A 16,787-nucleotide genomic window follows, 5' to 3' on the forward strand; every position below is an offset into this window, starting at 1 on the left:
CTGACAGTCATCAATCTCAGAGGAGCGACGCATGTCCGCGATCACCCGTCTTCAGCTCAACGACGGTCACCACATTCCGCAATTCGGCCTGGGGGTCTGGCAGACCCCGGCCGAAGAGACCGCCCAGGTGGTCAAGACCGCCCTGGAACTCGGCTACCGACATATCGACACCGCCGCCATCTACGGCAACGAAGAGGGCGTCGGCCAGGCCATCGCTCAGGCTGGTCTGCCGCGTGACGAGCTGTTCATCACCACCAAGCTGTGGAATGCCGACCAGGGCTACGACAGCGCCCTGCGCGCCTTCGACACCAGCCTGGCCAAGCTGGGCCTGGAGCATGTCGACCTCTACCTGATCCACTGGCCGCTGCCGGAAAAGGGCCTGTTCCTCGACAGCTGGAAGGCGCTGATCGAATTGCGCAACCAGGGCCGGGTGAAGTCCATCGGCGTGTCCAACTTCCGCCAGGCCGACATCGAGACCCTGCTGACCGAGACCGGCGTGGTGCCGGTGGTCAACCAGATCGAGTGCCATCCGCTGCTGCAGCAGCAGGAGCTGCGCGACTTCAACACCTACAAGGGCATCGCCACCGAAGCCTGGAGTCCGCTGGCCCAAGGTGGCGAGCTGCTGGGCAGCCCGGTGCTGCAGCAACTGGCGGCCAAGCACGGCAAGACGCCGGCCCAGGTGGTGCTGCGCTGGCATATCCAGCTCGGCAACATCATCTTCCCCAAATCCAAGACGCCCAAGCGCATCGAAGAGAACATGCAGATCTTCGACTTCGCCCTGGACGAGGAGGACATGCGGCAGATTGCCGGGCTGAACCAGGACAAGCGTCTGGGGCCGGATCCGGCCACCTTCAACGGCTGAGCGGCCTGAGAACCTGCTCAAAGTCTGCTGCGCGTCGGCCAAACGGCGTTGAAAAGACCTTCGGAATGCTCATTTACCATTCGTAAACTCCGCTTCCTCAGATCTTTTCGCCTTGTTTGGCTCTAGCTCGCGAGCCTTTGAACAGGTTCTAAGGCGCCGCGATGAGCGGCGCCTCCGTATGCCTGGCGCGCAAGGCGCCAGTGCCTGTATGCTGCGCGGCCCTTTCGGGACACCTCATGCCGGATCGGCATAGGGCAGGCGACAGCGGCATTAGACATACCCCGTTACCCTCTGGCAAAAGTGTGACGCCTTGGTGCTCCCAGTCCTTTTCGAGCACCGTTTCCGCAGCCTGAACGCACCCTCTCGTTGGCGTTGCATGCGCTTCGCGCATCACGACCCGGCACGGTGACGTTCGTCCCGAACTCCATCCAAATAGAACAAAGGTGTCGGTACATGACCAAGCCCAAGCTCAGCCTCGCGTGGCAGATCCTTATCGGCCTCGTGCTGGGGATCGCCGTCGGCGCACTGCTCAACCACTTCAGCGCCGAGAAGGCCTGGTGGATCTCGAACGTCCTCAAGCCGGCCGGCGACATCTTCATCCGGCTGATCAAGATGATCGTGGTGCCCATCGTCATCGCCACCCTGGTGGTCGGCATCGCCGGCGTCGGCGATTCCAAGAAGCTCGGTCGCATCGGTCTCAAGACCATCCTCTACTTCGAGATCGTCACCACCCTGGCCATCGTCGTCGGCCTGTTCTTCGCCGACAGCGTGCAGCCCGGTGCCGGCATCGACATGAGCACCCTGGGTACCACCGACATCTCCCAGTACCAGAAGACCACCGCGGAAGTGCAGCATGACCACGCCTTCATCGCGACCATCCTCAACCTGATCCCGTCCAACGTCTTCGCCGCCGTCGCCCGTGGCGAGATGCTGCCGATCATCTTCTTCGCGGTGATGTTCGGCCTGGGCCTGGGCGCCCTGCCGGAAGCCACCCGCGAGCCGGTGGTGCGGGTCTTCCAGGGCATCTCCGAAGCCATGTTCAAGGTCACCCACATGATCATGAACTACGCCCCCATCGGCGTCTTCGCGCTGATCGCGGTGACCGTGGCCAACTTCGGCTTCGCCTCCCTGCTGCCGCTGGCCAAGCTGGTGGTGCTGGTCTACGTCGCCATCGGCTTCTTCGCCCTCGGCGTGCTGGGCCTGGTGGCCAAGCTGTTCGGCTTCTCGATCTTCCGCATCATCCGCATCCTCAAGGACGAGCTGATCCTGGCCTATTCCACCGCCAGCTCGGAAACCGTGCTGCCGCGCATCATCGAGAAGATGGAGGCCTATGGCGCGCCCAAGTCCATCACCAGCTTCGTGGTGCCCACCGGCTATTCCTTCAACCTGGACGGCTCCACCCTCTACCAGAGCATCGCGGCGCTGTTCATCGCCCAGCTCTATGGCATCGACCTGTCGCTGAGCCAGCAGCTGCTGCTGGTGCTGACCCTGATGGTCACCTCCAAGGGCATCGCCGGCGTGCCGGGCGTCTCCTTCGTGGTGCTCCTGGCCACCCTGGGCAGCGTCGGCATTCCGCTGGAAGGCCTGGCCTTCATCGCCGGTGTGGATCGCATCATGGACATGGCGCGCACTGCCCTGAACGTGATCGGCAACGCCCTGGCCGCGCTGGTCATCGCCAAGTGGGAAGGTCTCTACGACGCCGAGAAGGGCGCCGCCTACTGGGCAGCCCTGCCGCACCTGAAGAGCACCGCCAAGGTCGAGGAACGTCCTCAGGCCACCCGCGGTGAAGCCCTGCGCGACTGAGTGGCTGGCTAGCGGAGAACGGAGCCCGGCCCTGTGCCGGGCTCTTTCCTTTCAGCGGTCGAGAATCGCCGCGTAGCCTTCGCGATAGCTGGGGTAGCGGGGCGTCCAGCCCAGGGCCCGGGCGCGGGCGTTGCTGCACCTCTTGCTGCCGGCGCGGCGCAGCTGGGCCTCGTCGGACCAGAAGGTGATGCCCAGGCGCGCCCGCAGCCAGTCCACCACCTCATCCAGCGGCGCCGGATCGTCGTCCACGCCCAGATAGAAGGCGTCCAGCGCGACGCCTTCGCGATCCCGCTGCAGCAGCAGCGCCAGCAGGCCGGCGGCGTCCTCGACATGGATGCGATTGCCATACAGCGGCAGCTCGCGGGTCACCCGGGAGCCCTCGCGCACCTGGCGCAGCAGCGCCTCGCGGCCCGGGCCGTAGATGCCGGTCAGGCGGACCACGCTGGCGGGCAGGCCACTGCCCAGCGCCAGGTCTTCCGCCTCGCGCAGGATGCGCCCGGAAAAGCGCTCGGGTTCGGCGGGAGCGGTTTCGTCGACCCAGGCGCCATCGCCCTGGGCATAGACGCCGCTGCTGGAGACGAACAGCAGGCGCTGCGGACGCTGGTCGCAGGCGGCCAGCCAGCCGAGCAGGTGGCGCAGGCCCTCGACATAGGCGGCGCGATAGCCGGCTTCGTCATGGTGGGTCGCGGCGGTGGCATAGACCACCTGGTCGAGGGGTTCGCGCGGCCAGGCGGCCGGCGGCGTGGCCTCGGCGAGATCGCCCGCGACCGGCAGCAATTTGGCGGGGAGGGCGGCGACAGTGCGTCTGAGGCCGAAGACCCGGTGGCCCTGGGCGACCAGTTGCAGGCCGAGACGGCTGCCGACATCGCCGCAACCGGCGATCAGGATGGTGCTCATCGGTGTTTCCTTCTGCAAAGGCCGGGACAGACGGCCAGGGTAGCCTGCGCCCGGCCGTGGTCCAACCCGAGAGCGCAGGCTGCTGCCCGTCGCGCTTGGCCGTTGATAGAGACAGCCGCTAAGATTGGCCGGCACCCCATGGAATTTGACTATGACCCTGACTGAACTGCGCTATATCGTCACGCTCGCCCAGGAACAGCACTTTGGCCGAGCTGCCGAGCGTTGCCACGTCAGCCAGCCGACGCTGTCGGTCGGCGTCAAGAAGCTCGAGGACGAGCTGGGCATTCTGATCTTCGAGCGCAGCAAGAGTGCCGTGCGCCTGACCCCCACCGGCGAGGGCATCGTCGCCCAGGCGCAAAAGGTGCTGGAGCAGGCCCAGGGCATCCGCGAACTGGCCCAGGCCGGCAAGAACCAGCTCACCGCGCCGCTGAAGATCGGTGCCATCTATACCATCGGGCCCTATCTCTTTCCGCACCTCATCCCGCAGCTCAACCGGGTGGCGCCGGAGATGCCGCTGTACATCGAGGAAAACTTCACCCACCTGCTGCGCGACAAGTTGCGCACCGGTGAACTGGATGCCGTCATCCTCGCCCTGCCGTTCAACGAGCCGGACGTCCTGACCCTGCCGCTGTACGACGAACCCTTCTATGTGATGATGCCGGCGCGGCACCCCTGGACCAAGCTCAAGGCCATTCCGCAAAACCAGCTCAGCGACAAGAGCCTGCTGCTGCTGGGCGAAGGCCACTGCTTCCGCGACCAGGTCCTGGAAGCCTGTCCGACCGTGCGCAAGCACGAGGAAAACAAGAATTCCACGGTGGAATCCTCTTCGCTGGAAACCATCCGCCACATGGTGGCCTCCGGCCTGGGCGTCTCGGTGCTGCCGTTCTCGGCGGTGGAGAGTCACCACTATGCGCCGGGAATCATCGAGGTGCGCCCCTTCGAGCGGCCGGTGCCCTATCGCACCGTGGCCATCGCCTGGCGCGCCAGCTTTCCGCGGCCCAAGGCCATCGAGGTGCTGGCCGACTCGGTCCGTCTGTGCTCGGTGGCGCGGCCTGAAGCCAAGGGCGTCGTGCAGCCGGCATGAGTGAACTGGCCGCGACGCCGGTCACCGCCCTCAAGGGGGTCGGCGCCGCCCTGCAGGAGAAACTCGCGCGGGTCGGCCTGGAAACCCTGCAGGACGTGCTCTTCCACCTGCCGCTGCGCTACCAGGATCGCACCCGCATCGTGCCCATCGGCGCCCTGCGACCCGGTCAGGACGCCGTGGTGGAGGGCATGGTCGCCTCCGCCGAGGTGCTCATGGGGCGCCGGCGCAGCCTGCTGGTGCGCCTGCAGGACGGCAGCGGCACCCTGTCACTGAGATTCTTCCACTTCAGTCAGGCGCAAAAGGACGGCCTCAAGCGCGGCACCCTGCTGCGCTGCTATGGCGAGGTGCGCCCCGGCGCCTCGGGCCTGGAGATCTACCACCCCGAATACCGCGCCCAGGACGAGAACGCCCCGGCGCCGGTCGAGCAGACGCTGACGCCCATCTACCCGACCACCGAAGGCCTCACCCAGCTGCGCCTGCGCCAGCTCAGTGCCCAGACGCTGGAGCGACTCGGCCCCGAATCCCTGCCCGACTGGCTGCCACCGGAGATGGCCGCGCACTATCGCCTGGGGCCCTTGGCCGATGCCCTGCGCTATCTGCACCGGCCGCCGTCGGATGCGGACCTGGATGAGTTGGCCGAGGGCCGGCACTGGGCCCAGGAGCGGCTGGTCTTCGAAGAATTGCTGACCCACCAGCTGTCCCTGCAGCGGCTGCGCGAGACCCTGCGCGCCCAGCGGGCGGTGCCCTTGCCGGCCGCCCGCCGGCTGCCACAGGTGTACCTGGACAACCTTGGCTTCACCCCCACCGGTGCCCAGCAGCGCGTCGGGCGCGAGATCGCCCATGACCTGGCCCAGCCCGAGCCCATGCTGCGGCTGGTGCAGGGCGACGTCGGCGCCGGCAAGACGGTGGTCGCCGCCCTGGCCGCCCTGCAGGCCATCGAGGCCGGCTATCAGGTGGCGCTGATGGCGCCCACCGAGATCCTCGCCGAGCAGCACTTCCTCAACTTCCAGCGCTGGTTCGCCGCCCTGGACATCGAGGTGGCCTGGCTGGCCGGCAAGCTCAAGGGCAAGGCCCGCGCCAGCTCCCTGGAGCGCATCGCCGCCGGGGCGCCCATGGTGGTGGGCACCCATGCGCTGTTCCAGGACGAGGTGCGTTTCGCCCGCCTGGCGCTGGTGGTGATCGACGAACAGCACCGCTTCGGCGTGCAGCAGCGCCTGGCGCTGCGCCAGAAGGGCGTCGACGGCCGCCTGGCGCCGCACCAGCTGATCATGACCGCCACCCCCATCCCGCGTACCCTGGCCATGAGCGCCTATGCCGATCTGGACACCTCGGTGCTCGACGAACTGCCGCCGGGACGGACGCCGGTCAATACCGTGAGTGTCACCGACAGCCGTCGCGAGGAGGTGGTGGAGCGGGTGCGCGCCGCCTGCCACGAAGGGCGCCAGGCCTACTGGGTCTGCACCCTGATCGAGGAATCCGAGGAACTCACCTGCCAGGCGGCCGAGACCACCTACGAGGAATTGCAGCTGGCCCTGGCCGAATTGCACGTCGGCCTGATCCACGGGCGCATGAAGCCGGCGGAAAAGGCCGCGGTGATGGCCGAGTTCAAGGCCGGCAACCTGCAATTGCTGGTGGCCACCACGGTGATCGAGGTGGGGGTGGACGTGCCCAACGCCAGCTTGATGATCATCGAGAATCCCGAACGCCTGGGTCTGGCCCAGTTGCACCAGCTGCGCGGCCGGGTCGGGCGGGGCAGCGCCGTCAGCCACTGCGTGCTGCTGTTCCATCCGCCGCTGTCGCAGATCGGTCGTGAGCGGCTGGCTATCATGCGCGAGACCAACGACGGCTTCATCATCGCCGAGAAGGACCTGGAGTTGCGCGGTCCGGGCGAGATGCTGGGGACCCGTCAGACCGGCCTGCTGCAGTTCAAGGTGGCCGATCTGATGCGCGACGCCCATTGGCTGCCGGCGGTGCGCGATGCCGCCCAGGAGTTGCTGGCCCGCTGGCCCAGTCATGCCGGTCCGCTGCTGGAGCGCTGGTTGCGCCATGGCCAGCAATACGGCCAGGTTTGACAAAGCTTATACAGACGACGCTACCTACGGAGCCGAATGGTTATACTCCAGAGCGTACGTGAGGAAGAAAATGCCATGACCGATGTAGCGCTCGCTTCACCCCTCCCCGAGGTTCCCCCTTCGATCCAGCAGTTGCTCGCCCAGTTGAACCTGGCCTATCGGCCGGTCCCGGCGACGACGCGCCTGCCGCAAGGGAATCGGGTACACACGGTGCTCCTGAGCGACAGCGTCGGCATGTTGCTGGTGCTCCTACCCGAGGATCAGCTGCTGGACCTGCGCCGGCTGGTGGAATTCACCGGGCGGCAACTGACGGTGGTGGCGCCGGAGCGGCTGATGCGTACCCTGGAGCGCTACGAACTGGATGTCCTGCCGGGGCTGCCGTCGCTGACCAATTCCCCCTGCCTGTATGACGAGCGACTACTGGAGGCGCCGCACCTGCTGTTGGAATCCGGTGAGCGCTCGCTGCTGCTGGAGGTGGAAACATCTGACTATCGCCGTCTGCTGAATCAGGCCACCGCGGGCAGCTTCGGCATCCCGGCGGCCGGTATCCAGCCGAATCTGCGGCAACCGGAGCGCGACGAGGCGGAGATCCTGCATGCCGCCACCGCCTTCACCGCGCGGCGCATCCGCCAGCGCCTGGAGGAGACGCTGGAGATCCCGCCGCTGTCCAAGACGGCGGAAAAGGTCATCAAGCTGCGGGTCGACCCCGACGCCACGGTGGACGACCTGGCCAACGTGGTGGAGACCGATCCGGCCCTGGCGGCCCAGGTGATCAGCTGGGCCGCCTCGCCCTACTATGCCGCGCCCGGCAAGATCCGCTCGGTGGAAGACGCCATCGTGCGGGTGCTGGGCTTCGACCTGGTGATCAACCTGGCCCTCGGCCTGGCCCTGGGCAAGACCCTGAGCCTGCCCAGTGACCAGGCCCAGCAGGAAACCCCCTACTGGAAGCAGGCCATCTACACCGCCGCCCTGATCGAGGGCCTGGCGCGCTCCATGCCCCGCGCGGAGCGGCCGGAGATGGGCCTGGCCTATCTCGGCGGCCTGCTGCACAACTTCGGCTATCTGGTGCTGGCCCATGTCTTTCCGCCGCACTTCTCGCTGATCTGCCGCCACCTGGAGGCCAACCGCCAGCTCGATCACCAGGTCATCGAGCACCACCTGCTGGGCATCACCCGCGAGCAGATCGGTGCGGCCCTGATGCGCTGCTGGGAAATGCCCGAAGAGGTGGTGACGGCGCTGCGCTTCCAGGGCGATCCGGGCTACCAGAGCGAGCAGGCGGTCTATCCCAACCTGATCTTCCTGGCCGTGCAGCTGCTGCGCGCCGAGGGCATCGGCAACGGCCCGGCCCAGCCGATTCCCGACGAGCTCTATGCGCGGCTGAGCATCGATCCGGCCAAGGCGCGGGAGTGCATGCAGAAGATCCTTGGCGCCGAAGCCGCCCTGCGCGAGCTGACCGGTCAGTTCAAGTAGCGGGCCGAGCGGCCTCCGGCGCCCCGGGCGCCGGAGCTGCCGGGCCGGACGCCAGACAACAAAAAACCCGCCGAGGCGGGTTTCTTGTTCAAGGGGGCGATCAATTACTTGATCTTGCCTTCCTTGTACATGACATGCTTGCGCACGACCGGATCGAATTTCTTGATTTCGATCTTTTCGGGCTTGGTGCGCTTGTTCTTGTCAGTGGTGTAGAAGTGGCCGGTGCCGGCACTGGAAATCAAACGGATCAATTCACGCATGACGAATCCCCTTAGAATTTTTCGCCGCGGCTACGCAGCTCGGACAGTACGGTTTCGATACCGCGCTTGTCGATGATACGCATGCCCTTGGCAGAAACGCGCAGACGCACGAAGCGCTTCTCGGATTCTACCCAGAAACGGTGGTGCTGCAGATTCGGCAGGAAACGACGACGGGTTTTGTTGTTAGCGTGGGAAACGTTGTTCCCAGTAATCGGACCCTTACCGGTTACTTGGCAAACTCTCGACATGGCTCAGCCCTCATAAACCTCATGCCAAACCCGGCATGGGTTGGCCGCTTGTAACTGTATTGATTCCTGTTTTGACGGGGAGAGCCGGCAAACGCCGGGGACCTGAAGCGGCCATACCCCGAAAAAAGAGCGCTGTTTTATACCAGAAGTACTCGGGCATAACAAGGTAGGGCGACGGATGAAATGCCCGCGCACCGGGCGCTGTGCGGGCCCGGCCGGAATGCCAACCGTTCGTCGGTCGGAAGCATTGTGACGGACGGACGGGTGGTCTAGTTTAGAGCGACTGCCAAACTCAATCCACGCCCGCCAGACGACCGCCCTGTCCGCCGTTGCCAGTCATCCGTGCGCCGTCTGCCCACTTCGGCTCTACAAGGAATCGTTCTATGCGTTTCGCCGCCTTGCCACTGCTCTTCGCGCCCCTGCTGGCGCAGGCCGCCACGCTCAGTGTCTGTACCGAAGCCAGTCCGGATGGATTCGACGTGGTGCAGTACAACTCCCTGACCACCACCAACGCCTCGGCCGACGTGCTGATGAATCGCCTGGTGGAATACGATGCCAGCGAAGCCAAGCTGGTGCCGAGCCTGGCGCAGAGCTGGACGATCTCCAACGATGGCCTGACCTACGACTTCGCCCTGCGTCCGGACGTGAAGTTTCACCAGACCGACTACTTCACCCCCAGCCGTACCCTGACGGCCGACGACGTGGTGTTCAGCTTCCAGCGCATGCTGGACAAGGACCATCCCTGGCACGGGGTGGCCAAGAGCGGCTATCCCCATGCCCAGTCGATGCAGTGGCCCAAGCTGATCAAGAGCGTGGAAAAGACCAGCGACCTCGGTGTGCGCATCGTGCTCAACAGCCCGGACGCCACCTTCCTGCCGACCCTGAGCATGGGCTTCGCCTCCATCTACTCGGCCGAGTACGCCGAGCAGCTGCTCAAGGCCGGCAAGACCGAGCAGCTCAACGACGAGCCCATAGGCACCGGTCCCTTCGTCTTCAAGCGCTACCAGAAGGACGCCGTGGTGCGTTACGCCGCCAACCCGGACTACTTTGGCGGCAAGCCCAAGCTGGACGGGCTGATCTACGCCATCACCCCGGATTCGGCGGTGCGCCTGCAGCGACTCAAGCGCGGCGAGTGCCAGATCGCCCTGTCGCCCAAGCCCCAGGATCTGCAGAGCGCCCATGAGGACAAGAGTCTGCAGGTGCTGCAGACGCCGGCCTTCATGACCGCCTTCGTCGGCATCAACACCAGCCATCCGCCGCTGGACAACATCAAGGTGCGCCAGGCCATCAACCTGGCGTTCGACAAGCAGAGCTATCTCAAGGCGGTGTTCCAGGACACCGCGGTGGCCGCCGACAACGTCTATCCGCCCACCACCTGGGGCTATGCCAAGGACGTGCCGGCCTATCCCTATGACCCGGCCAAGGCCAAGGCGCTACTGGCCCAGGCGGGCCTCAAGGACGGCTTCAAGACCACCATCTGGACGAGACCCAGCGGCAGCCTGCTCAATCCCAATCCGCAGCTGGGCGCGCAGATGCTGCAGGCCGACCTGAAGAAGATCGGCGTCGATGCGCAGATCCAGGTGATCGAGTGGGGTGAACTGATCCGCCGCGCCAAGACCGGCGAGCACGACCTGCTGTTCATGGGCTGGGCCGGCGACAACGGCGATCCGGACAACTACCTGACGCCGCAATTCTCCTGCGCCTCGGTGCAGTCGGGCCTGAACTTCGCCCGCTATTGCGACAAGACCCTGGATGGCGCCATCAGCAAGGGCAAGACCCTGTCCGACCAGATGGCGCGGGCCACGGTGTACCACCAGGCGCAGCGCATCATCCACGACCAGGCGCTGTGGCTGCCGCTGGCACACCCGACGGTGACGGTGCTGGCCAAGAATGGCGTCGAGGGCTACCAGCCCAATCCCTTCGGCCGCCAGGACTTCAGCAAGGTCAGCGGCGGTCGCTAGCAGCGCGTGCGGCGCGGCCAGCCCTAGCGCCAGGGTTGGCCGTCGGTGCGCTCCACCTGCTTGACCTTCTGCTGGATGGCGGCGCGCGCCAGCATATGGGCGCTGACCGGCGCGGTGATGAAGATGAACAGGGCGATCAGCAGCTCGTGCAGGCTGAGGCCCTCGCCCTGGACACTGAAGAACAGCATCGAGGCGATGACGGTGCTGCCCACGCCCAGGGTGGTGGCCTTGGTCGGCCCGTGCAGGCGCATGAAGAAGTCCGGCAGCCGGTACAGGCCGATGGCGCCGATGAGGGCGAAACTGCTGCCGATGAGCAGCAGGGCGCAGATCAGGAGTTCGAGCCAGAAGGGCATGGGATAGCGCTCCGTTAATCGATGATTTCGCCATGCAGCATGTGCTTGCCCAGCGCCACGGTGCCGACGAAGCCGGTCACGGCAATGAGCAGCGAGGCCTCGAAGAAGACGTCGGTGGCCAGCCAGATGCCGAACAGGATGATGATCGCCAGGACGTTGATGTAGAGCGTATCCAGGGCCAGCACCCGATCCGGGATGTCCGGTCCCTTCACCAGGCGATAGACGTTGAGCACGGCGGCCACGCCCATCATCCCCATGCACAGCAGGGTCACGTAGGTGAGCATTCGAAGATCTCCTTGAGTGGGGCCTCATAGCGCGTCTTGACCTGGCGGATCACCTCGTCCTTGTCGGCGACATCGAGACCGTGCAGCAGCAGGGTCTTGCGATCGCCGCTGAGGCCTGACGACACGGTGCCGGGGGTGAGGGACACCACGCAGGCGAGCAGGGTGAGCAGGAATTCGTCCTCGATGTCGATGGGGACCTCGATGAAGGCGGGCTTAAGCGCCTCGGTCCGCCCCAGCACCAGCCGTGCGACGTGCAGGTTGGCGACGATGATGTCGTACAGCACCACCAGCATGTAGCGCAGCAGGAGCAGGGGGCGGCGCAAGCGGGGGGCGTGCAGCAGGAAATCCTGGCAGAGCAGCGGGATGCCCCAGCCGAGCAGCAGGCCCAGGAGCAACTGGCCCAGACTCAGGCTGTTGTTGAGCAGCAGCCAGGTCAGGGTCAGCAGGACGGTGAGCAGTGGGTGCGGTAGCCAGCGCTTCATGGGCCAACTCCCCGGACGATATCGAAGTAGGGTGCGACGTCCAGCAGTTGCCGGGCGGTCTCCAGGGCGTAGCCATGCAGCGGCGCCGCCAGCGCCATCAGCAGCGGGCTACCCAGCAGCAGGCCGAGGGTGGCGGTGAGCTGGATGGGATCGAGGCGGACGTCCAGGGCCGCGCCTCGGCCGCGCCAGAACAGCGTGGTCCCGGCGCGGGACAGGGCGATGATCATGCCCAGCCCGCCGAGCAGTACCACCGGCCAGATGATCAGCGCCGGCCAGGCGGTACCGGTGGCCTGCAGCAGCATCACCTTGCCGAGAAAGCCGGGGAAGGGTGGCAGGCCGGCGACGGAGACCGCGCCCAGAAAGAACAGCCCGCCGAGCAGCCGCGGGTGCGCCAGCGGCGGACCGCTGCCGAGCGTATCGCCCTGGGCACCGCGCTGCTGGGCGATGAGATCCGCCAGCAGGAACAGGGCGCCGGCGATCCAGGTGCTGTGCACCAGATAGAAGAGACTGGCGGCGAGTCCGGCGACGCTGCCCAGGGCCACGCCGGTCAGCAGCATCCCCACCGAGATGACCACCAGATAGCCGAGCAGGGTCTTGAGGTGATGGGCCGCCAGGGCGCCGAACACCCCGGCGGCCAGGGTGACCGCCGCCAGCGGCCAGAGCCAGGGCAGCACGTAGTGGGCGAGGGGACCGGCGGCGGCGCCGAACACCAGCAGAAAGACCCGGACGATGGCATAGAGCCCGACCTTGGTCATGATGGCGAACAGGGCGGCGACCGGCGCACTGGCCGCCGAATAGGCACTGGGCAGCCAGAAATACAGCGGCAGCAGGGCGCCCTTGAGGCCGAACACCACCAGCAGCAGGAAGCCGGCGGCGGCCAGCAGCGGCGCCTGCGCGGGATCGGCGTTGGCCACCCTCAGGCCCAGATCGGCCATGTTCAGGGTGCCGAGCAGGCCATAGAGCAGGCCGATGCCGATCAGGAACAGCGCCGAGCCCACCAGGTTGAGCACCACATAGTGCAGGCCGGCGCGCACTCGGGCCGGTCCCGCGCCGTGCACCAGCAGGGCATAGGAGGCGATCAGCAGGATCTCGAAGAAGACGAAGAGGTTGAACAGGTCGCCGGTGAGAAAGGCGCCGTTGATGCCCAGCAGCTGGAATTGGAACAGCGCGTGGAAATCCGGACCGCGGTTGTCGTCGCCGCGGCAGGCGTAGAGCGCCGCGCCGGCGGCCAGTACCGCCACGGTCGCCAGCATCAGCGCGGCCAGGCGATCCAGCAGCAGGACGATGCCGAAGGGCGCCGGCCAGTCGCCCAGGGCATAGACCTCCAGCTGGCCGCCGTTTGCCCGCTGCAGGAGCAGCAGCGCCAGCGGCAGCAGGGTCGCGGTGGCGAGTAGCGACAGCCCGCGCGCGGTACGGGCGGACAGCCGCGGCCGCATGAGCAGGAAGGCACCCATGAACAGCGGCACGAGGATCGGCAGGATGATCAGGTGCTTCATCGGCGCGGCTCCTCGCCATCCACGTGGTCGGTGCGCAACTCGCCCAGGGCGCGCAGCGACAGGGCGACCACGAAGGCGGTCATGGCGAAGCCGATGACGATGGCGGTGAGCACCAGCGCCTGGGGCACCGGGTCGGCCTGCTCGGCGGCCTGGCCGATCACCGCCGGCACGCCGGTGCGCAGGCGACCCATGGCGAACAGGAAGAGATTGACCGCATAGGAGAGCAGGGTGAGGCCGAGCACCACCGGATAGAGACGCGCCCGCAGCAGTAGGTAGACGCCGCTGGCGGTGAGCACCCCGAGGGCCGTGCAGAACAGGATTTCCATGCTAGAGCACCTCCTGGCTGGAGCCGTCCGTGTCCTTCTCGTCCCGGCTGACGTGGCCCAGGTTGGAGAGGATCAGCAGGGTGGCGCCGACGACGGCGAGGTAGACCCCGAGATCGAAGATCAGCGCGGTGGCCAGTTCGGTCTTGCCGATCAGGGGGATGGCGAAGTAGTCGAAGGCGGTGGTCAGGAAGGGCCGGCCGAACGCCAGCGAGCCCAGCCCGGTGAGGGCGGCGATCAATACCCCGAGGCCGCAGAGCGCGTGGTAGCTGATCGGCAGGCGCCGCTGGGTCCAGGTCACGCCGTGGGCCACGTACTGCAGGATCAGGGCGATGGCGGTGATCAGACCGGCGATGAAGCCGCCACCGGGCAGGTTGTGGCCGCGCACGAAGATGAAGGCCGACACCAGCAGCGCCAGCGGCAAGAGCACCCGCGCCACGTTGTTGAGGATCATCGGGTGGCTGTCGCGCGACCAGGGCGTGCCCTTGGGATCGACCAGCGGATGCGGCAGGTGCAGGTGCTTGAGCAGACCGTAGACGCCCGCCGCGGCGATGGCCAGCACGGTGATCTCGCCGAGGGTGTCGAAGCCGCGGAAGTCCACCAGGATGACGTTGACCACGTTGTAGCCGCCGCCCCCGGACACCGAATTGGCCAGGAAGAAGTCGCCGATGCCCTCATAGGGGCGGGTCAGCACGGCATAGGCCAGCAGCGCCACCAGCAGCCCCAGGCCGCCGGCCAGCAGGACGTCGCGCAGGCCGCGCAGGCTGCTGGATTCGATGGGGGTGCGATCGGGCATGAAGAACAGCGCCAGCACCAGCAGGATGATGGTCACCACCTCCACCGACAGCTGGGTCAGCGCCAGGTCCGGCGCCGAATAGCGGGCGAACAGCAGGGACACGATCAGGCCCACGGTGCTCAGGGTCATCAGCGCCTTGAGGCGATTGCGGTGGAAGAACACCGTCAGCACCGCGGTCAGCATGAGGATGCCCAGGCCCAGGGCGGTGAGCGGATCGACGGGCGACAGGGCGACCGGACCGTGGAGGCTGTCCAGGCCGGACAGCGCCGCCACCAGCAGCACCAGGGTGGCGAAAAGCATCAGCGCGATATAGCCCTGCAGCGAGCCGCTTTCCAGGCGCCCGGTGAGGCGCTGAGCGAAGCCGATCAGCCGATTCAGGCCCTGTTCGAAGACCAGCCGCGCATCGACGTCGGGCAGGCCTTCCTGCCAGCGGAACAGCGGCTGACGGAAGGCATAGACCAGCACCCCGCCGACCATGGCCAGGATGCTCATCACCAGGGCGGTATTGAAGCCGTGCCAGATGGCCAGGCTGTAGTCGGGCAGGCTGCCGCCGAGGGCGGCGCTGGCGCCGGCGGCCAGCAGCGGCGCCACGGTGTAGCCGGGCACCACGCCCACCAGCAGGCAGAGCAGCACCAGGATCTCCACCGGGATCTTCATGTAGCGCGGCGGTTCGTGGGGCGGATAGTGGGGCAGGTCGCGCGGCTCGCCGTTGAAGAAGACGTCGTGGATGAAGCGCAGCGAATAGGCCACCGAGAAGACCCCGTAGAGCACCGCCACTGCCGGCACGATCCAGCTGAAGCTGCCGAACAGGCCGTGGTTGAGGGTCTCGTTGAAGAACATCTCCTTGCTCAGGAAGCCGTTGAGCAGCGGCACCCCGCCCATGGCCGCGGCGGCGACCATGGCCAGCACCGCGGTGTGCGGCATGTAGCGCCAGAGGCCGGCCAGGCGGCGCATGTCGCGGCTGCCGGTCTCGTGGTCGATGATGCCGGCGGCCATGAACAGCGAGGCCTTGAAGGTGGCGTGGTTGAGGATGTGGAACACCGCCGCCACGGTGGACAGCTGGGTGTCGAGGCCGAACAGCAGGGTGATCAGCCCTAGGTGGCTGATGGTGGAGTAGGCCAGCAGGCCTTTGAGGTCGTGCTGGAACAGGGCCAGGATGGCGCCCACCACCAGGGTGGTCAGGCCGGTGAGGGTGACGATGTAGAACCACCACTCGGAATCGGCCAGGGCCGGATAGAGCCGCGCCAGCAGGAAGACCCCGGCCTTGACCATGGTCGCCGAGTGCAGGTAGGCCGAGACCGGCGTCGGCGCAGCCATGGCCTCGGGCAGCCAGAAGTGGAAGGGGAATTGCGCGGACTTGGTGAAGACGCCCAGCAGCACCAGGATCAGCGCCAGCGGATAGAGCGCATGGCCGGTGATCAGCGGACCGGCGGCGAGGACGTCGCTCAGCTCGAAGCTGCCGACGATATGGCCGAGCAACAGGATACCGGCGAGCAGGGCCAGGCCGCCGCCGCCAGTGACGGTCAGGGCCATGCGCGAGCCCTGGCGGGCTTCCTTGCTATGGCTCCAGAAGCCGATCAGGAGGAAGGACGACAGGCTGGTCAGCTCCCAGAACACCATCAGCAGCAGCAGGTTTTCCGCCAGCACCACGCCCAGCATGGCGCCCATGAACAGCAGCAGGTAGGCGAAGAAGCGCCCGACCTTTTCATCTTTGCTCAGGTAATAGGTGGCATAGAGGATCACCAGCAGGCCGATGATCAGGATCATCAGGGCGAACATCAGTCCCAGGCCGTCCAGGCGCAGGCTGAGATTCAGCCCCAGGGCGGGCAGCCAGTCGACCCGGTGCAGCAGCACGGCGCCGTCCAGGACCGCGGGCAGTTGCGTGGCCAGCAGGGCCAGGGCCAGGGCGGGGGCCACGGCGGTACCCAGGGCGCAGACGCGCCGACCGAAGCGATCGGTCGCCAGCGACAGCAGTGTTCCCAGGAAGGGCAACGCGATGATCAGCGCCAATACCATGCCTGCATCCTTTAGCTGAGCCGCCTCACGGCGGTTGGTAGATGGGGCTCCCTAGAGGCCTCGAGCGGCATTCGATTCGTTCACCGGGAGACTCGCCAGACAGCAAGCGGTGGAAGCGATCGATCTCTGAGTTTCGTACAAGAACCGGCGGTTTAATAACCTAAGGTGATAATAAAAGAGAGACCATGAATTTCCAGGCCTGTCTCCCTTACAAAATATTAGGAAACAGCCGCAGCGCGTCCAGCCAGGAGGGCAGACTTCCGGAAGCAGGAATCCACGCCTCTGTGAGACCTCTGGAACGGGCTTTTGCTCAGGCTTGCAGGAAAGGGAGGCAGCGGGTGCCGTGCCCTGGGCACGGCACCCGCCAGGGGAAGAAAAAA

At 66.4% G+C, this 16,787-nt stretch carries 15 protein-coding genes; 6 read left to right on the forward strand and 9 right to left on the reverse strand.

What is annotated here, in order from left to right:
• Window positions 1-31 precede the first annotated feature (31 nt).
• Window positions 32-862 (forward strand): aldo/keto reductase, encoded by an 831-nt coding sequence (locus CFE50_RS07485; RefSeq protein WP_286732331.1) that lies wholly within the window; start codon window positions 32-34, stop codon window positions 860-862.
• A gap of 453 nt (window positions 863-1,315) precedes the next feature.
• Complete coding sequence (gltP, locus tag CFE50_RS07490; protein ID WP_007159910.1) at window positions 1,316-2,665, forward strand: glutamate/aspartate:proton symporter GltP; 1,350 nt, start codon at window positions 1,316-1,318, stop codon at window positions 2,663-2,665.
• Window positions 2,666-2,716: 51 nt separating this feature from the next.
• On the opposite strand, the gene CFE50_RS07495 is transcribed toward gltP, so the two are convergent.
• The gene (locus CFE50_RS07495; RefSeq protein WP_286732333.1) at window positions 2,717-3,562 is read right to left on the reverse strand and encodes an NAD-dependent epimerase/dehydratase family protein; all 846 of its coding nucleotides are present in this window, start codon (window positions 3,560-3,562) and stop codon (window positions 2,717-2,719) included.
• Between the two features lie 151 nt (window positions 3,563-3,713).
• On the opposite strand from CFE50_RS07495, the gene CFE50_RS07500 reads away from it, so the two are divergent.
• From CFE50_RS07500 to CFE50_RS07510, 3 genes are all read left to right on the forward strand, one after another.
• Window positions 3,714-4,646 (forward strand): hydrogen peroxide-inducible genes activator, encoded by a 933-nt coding sequence (locus CFE50_RS07500; protein ID WP_007159908.1) that lies wholly within the window; start codon window positions 3,714-3,716, stop codon window positions 4,644-4,646.
• Window positions 4,643-6,718 (forward strand): ATP-dependent DNA helicase RecG, encoded by a 2,076-nt coding sequence (gene recG, locus CFE50_RS07505; protein ID WP_286732335.1) that lies wholly within the window; start codon window positions 4,643-4,645, stop codon window positions 6,716-6,718. Before CFE50_RS07500 ends, recG begins: the two co-directional genes overlap by 4 nt.
• 75 nt (window positions 6,719-6,793) lie before the next feature.
• Complete coding sequence (locus tag CFE50_RS07510) at window positions 6,794-8,188, forward strand: aminoacyl-tRNA deacylase and HDOD domain-containing protein (RefSeq protein ID WP_286732336.1); 1,395 nt, start codon at window positions 6,794-6,796, stop codon at window positions 8,186-8,188.
• Between the two features lie 104 nt (window positions 8,189-8,292).
• Here the strand turns inward: CFE50_RS07510 and rpmG are convergent, their stop codons facing one another.
• On the reverse strand, window positions 8,293-8,448 hold the full coding sequence (gene rpmG / locus CFE50_RS07515; RefSeq protein ID WP_007159904.1) for a 50S ribosomal protein L33: 156 nt from the start codon (window positions 8,446-8,448) through the stop codon (window positions 8,293-8,295).
• A gap of 11 nt (window positions 8,449-8,459) precedes the next feature.
• Window positions 8,460-8,696 (reverse strand): 50S ribosomal protein L28, encoded by a 237-nt coding sequence (rpmB, locus tag CFE50_RS07520; RefSeq protein WP_007159903.1) that lies wholly within the window; start codon window positions 8,694-8,696, stop codon window positions 8,460-8,462.
• A 383-nt stretch (window positions 8,697-9,079) separates the two neighbouring features.
• Between rpmB and CFE50_RS07525 the strand changes: the two genes are divergently transcribed.
• On the forward strand, window positions 9,080-10,657 hold the full coding sequence (locus CFE50_RS07525) for an ABC transporter substrate-binding protein (protein ID WP_027597397.1): 1,578 nt from the start codon (window positions 9,080-9,082) through the stop codon (window positions 10,655-10,657).
• A gap of 23 nt (window positions 10,658-10,680) precedes the next feature.
• Here CFE50_RS07525 and CFE50_RS07530 read toward each other — a convergent pair whose 3' ends face one another.
• Genes CFE50_RS07530 through CFE50_RS07555 form a run of 6 tightly spaced genes read right to left on the reverse strand, consistent with a single transcriptional unit; the run spans window position 10,681 to window position 16,407 of the window.
• Entirely contained in the window at window positions 10,681-11,010 is a 330-nt protein-coding gene (locus CFE50_RS07530; protein ID WP_286732341.1) for a Na+/H+ antiporter subunit G, read from the reverse strand.
• 14 nt (window positions 11,011-11,024) lie between these two features.
• Entirely contained in the window at window positions 11,025-11,294 is a 270-nt protein-coding gene (locus CFE50_RS07535) for a K+/H+ antiporter subunit F (RefSeq protein WP_007159900.1), read from the reverse strand.
• The gene (locus CFE50_RS07540; RefSeq protein ID WP_027597398.1) at window positions 11,279-11,776 is read right to left on the reverse strand and encodes a Na+/H+ antiporter subunit E; all 498 of its coding nucleotides are present in this window, start codon (window positions 11,774-11,776) and stop codon (window positions 11,279-11,281) included. Before CFE50_RS07540 ends, CFE50_RS07535 begins: the two co-directional genes overlap by 16 nt.
• Window positions 11,773-13,272, reverse strand: a complete 1,500-nt coding sequence (locus CFE50_RS07545) for a monovalent cation/H+ antiporter subunit D (protein WP_027597399.1) — start codon at window positions 13,270-13,272, stop codon at window positions 11,773-11,775. The genes CFE50_RS07540 and CFE50_RS07545 overlap by 4 nt, the downstream gene beginning before the upstream one ends.
• On the reverse strand, window positions 13,269-13,598 hold the full coding sequence (locus CFE50_RS07550; protein WP_027597400.1) for a Na+/H+ antiporter subunit C: 330 nt from the start codon (window positions 13,596-13,598) through the stop codon (window positions 13,269-13,271). Before CFE50_RS07550 ends, CFE50_RS07545 begins: the two co-directional genes overlap by 4 nt.
• Before the next feature lies 1 nt (window position 13,599).
• Window positions 13,600-16,407 carry a monovalent cation/H+ antiporter subunit A gene (locus CFE50_RS07555; protein WP_286732345.1) on the reverse strand — a complete coding sequence of 936 codons (2,808 nt, stop codon included), beginning with the start codon at window positions 16,405-16,407 and terminating at the stop codon, window positions 13,600-13,602.
• Window positions 16,408-16,787: the final 380 nt, after the last annotated feature.

The organism is Pseudomonas sp. PGPPP4 (assembly GCF_002256045.1).
In the GTDB taxonomy this organism is placed as follows: Bacteria; Pseudomonadota; Gammaproteobacteria; order Pseudomonadales; family Pseudomonadaceae; genus Chryseomonas; species Chryseomonas oryzihabitans.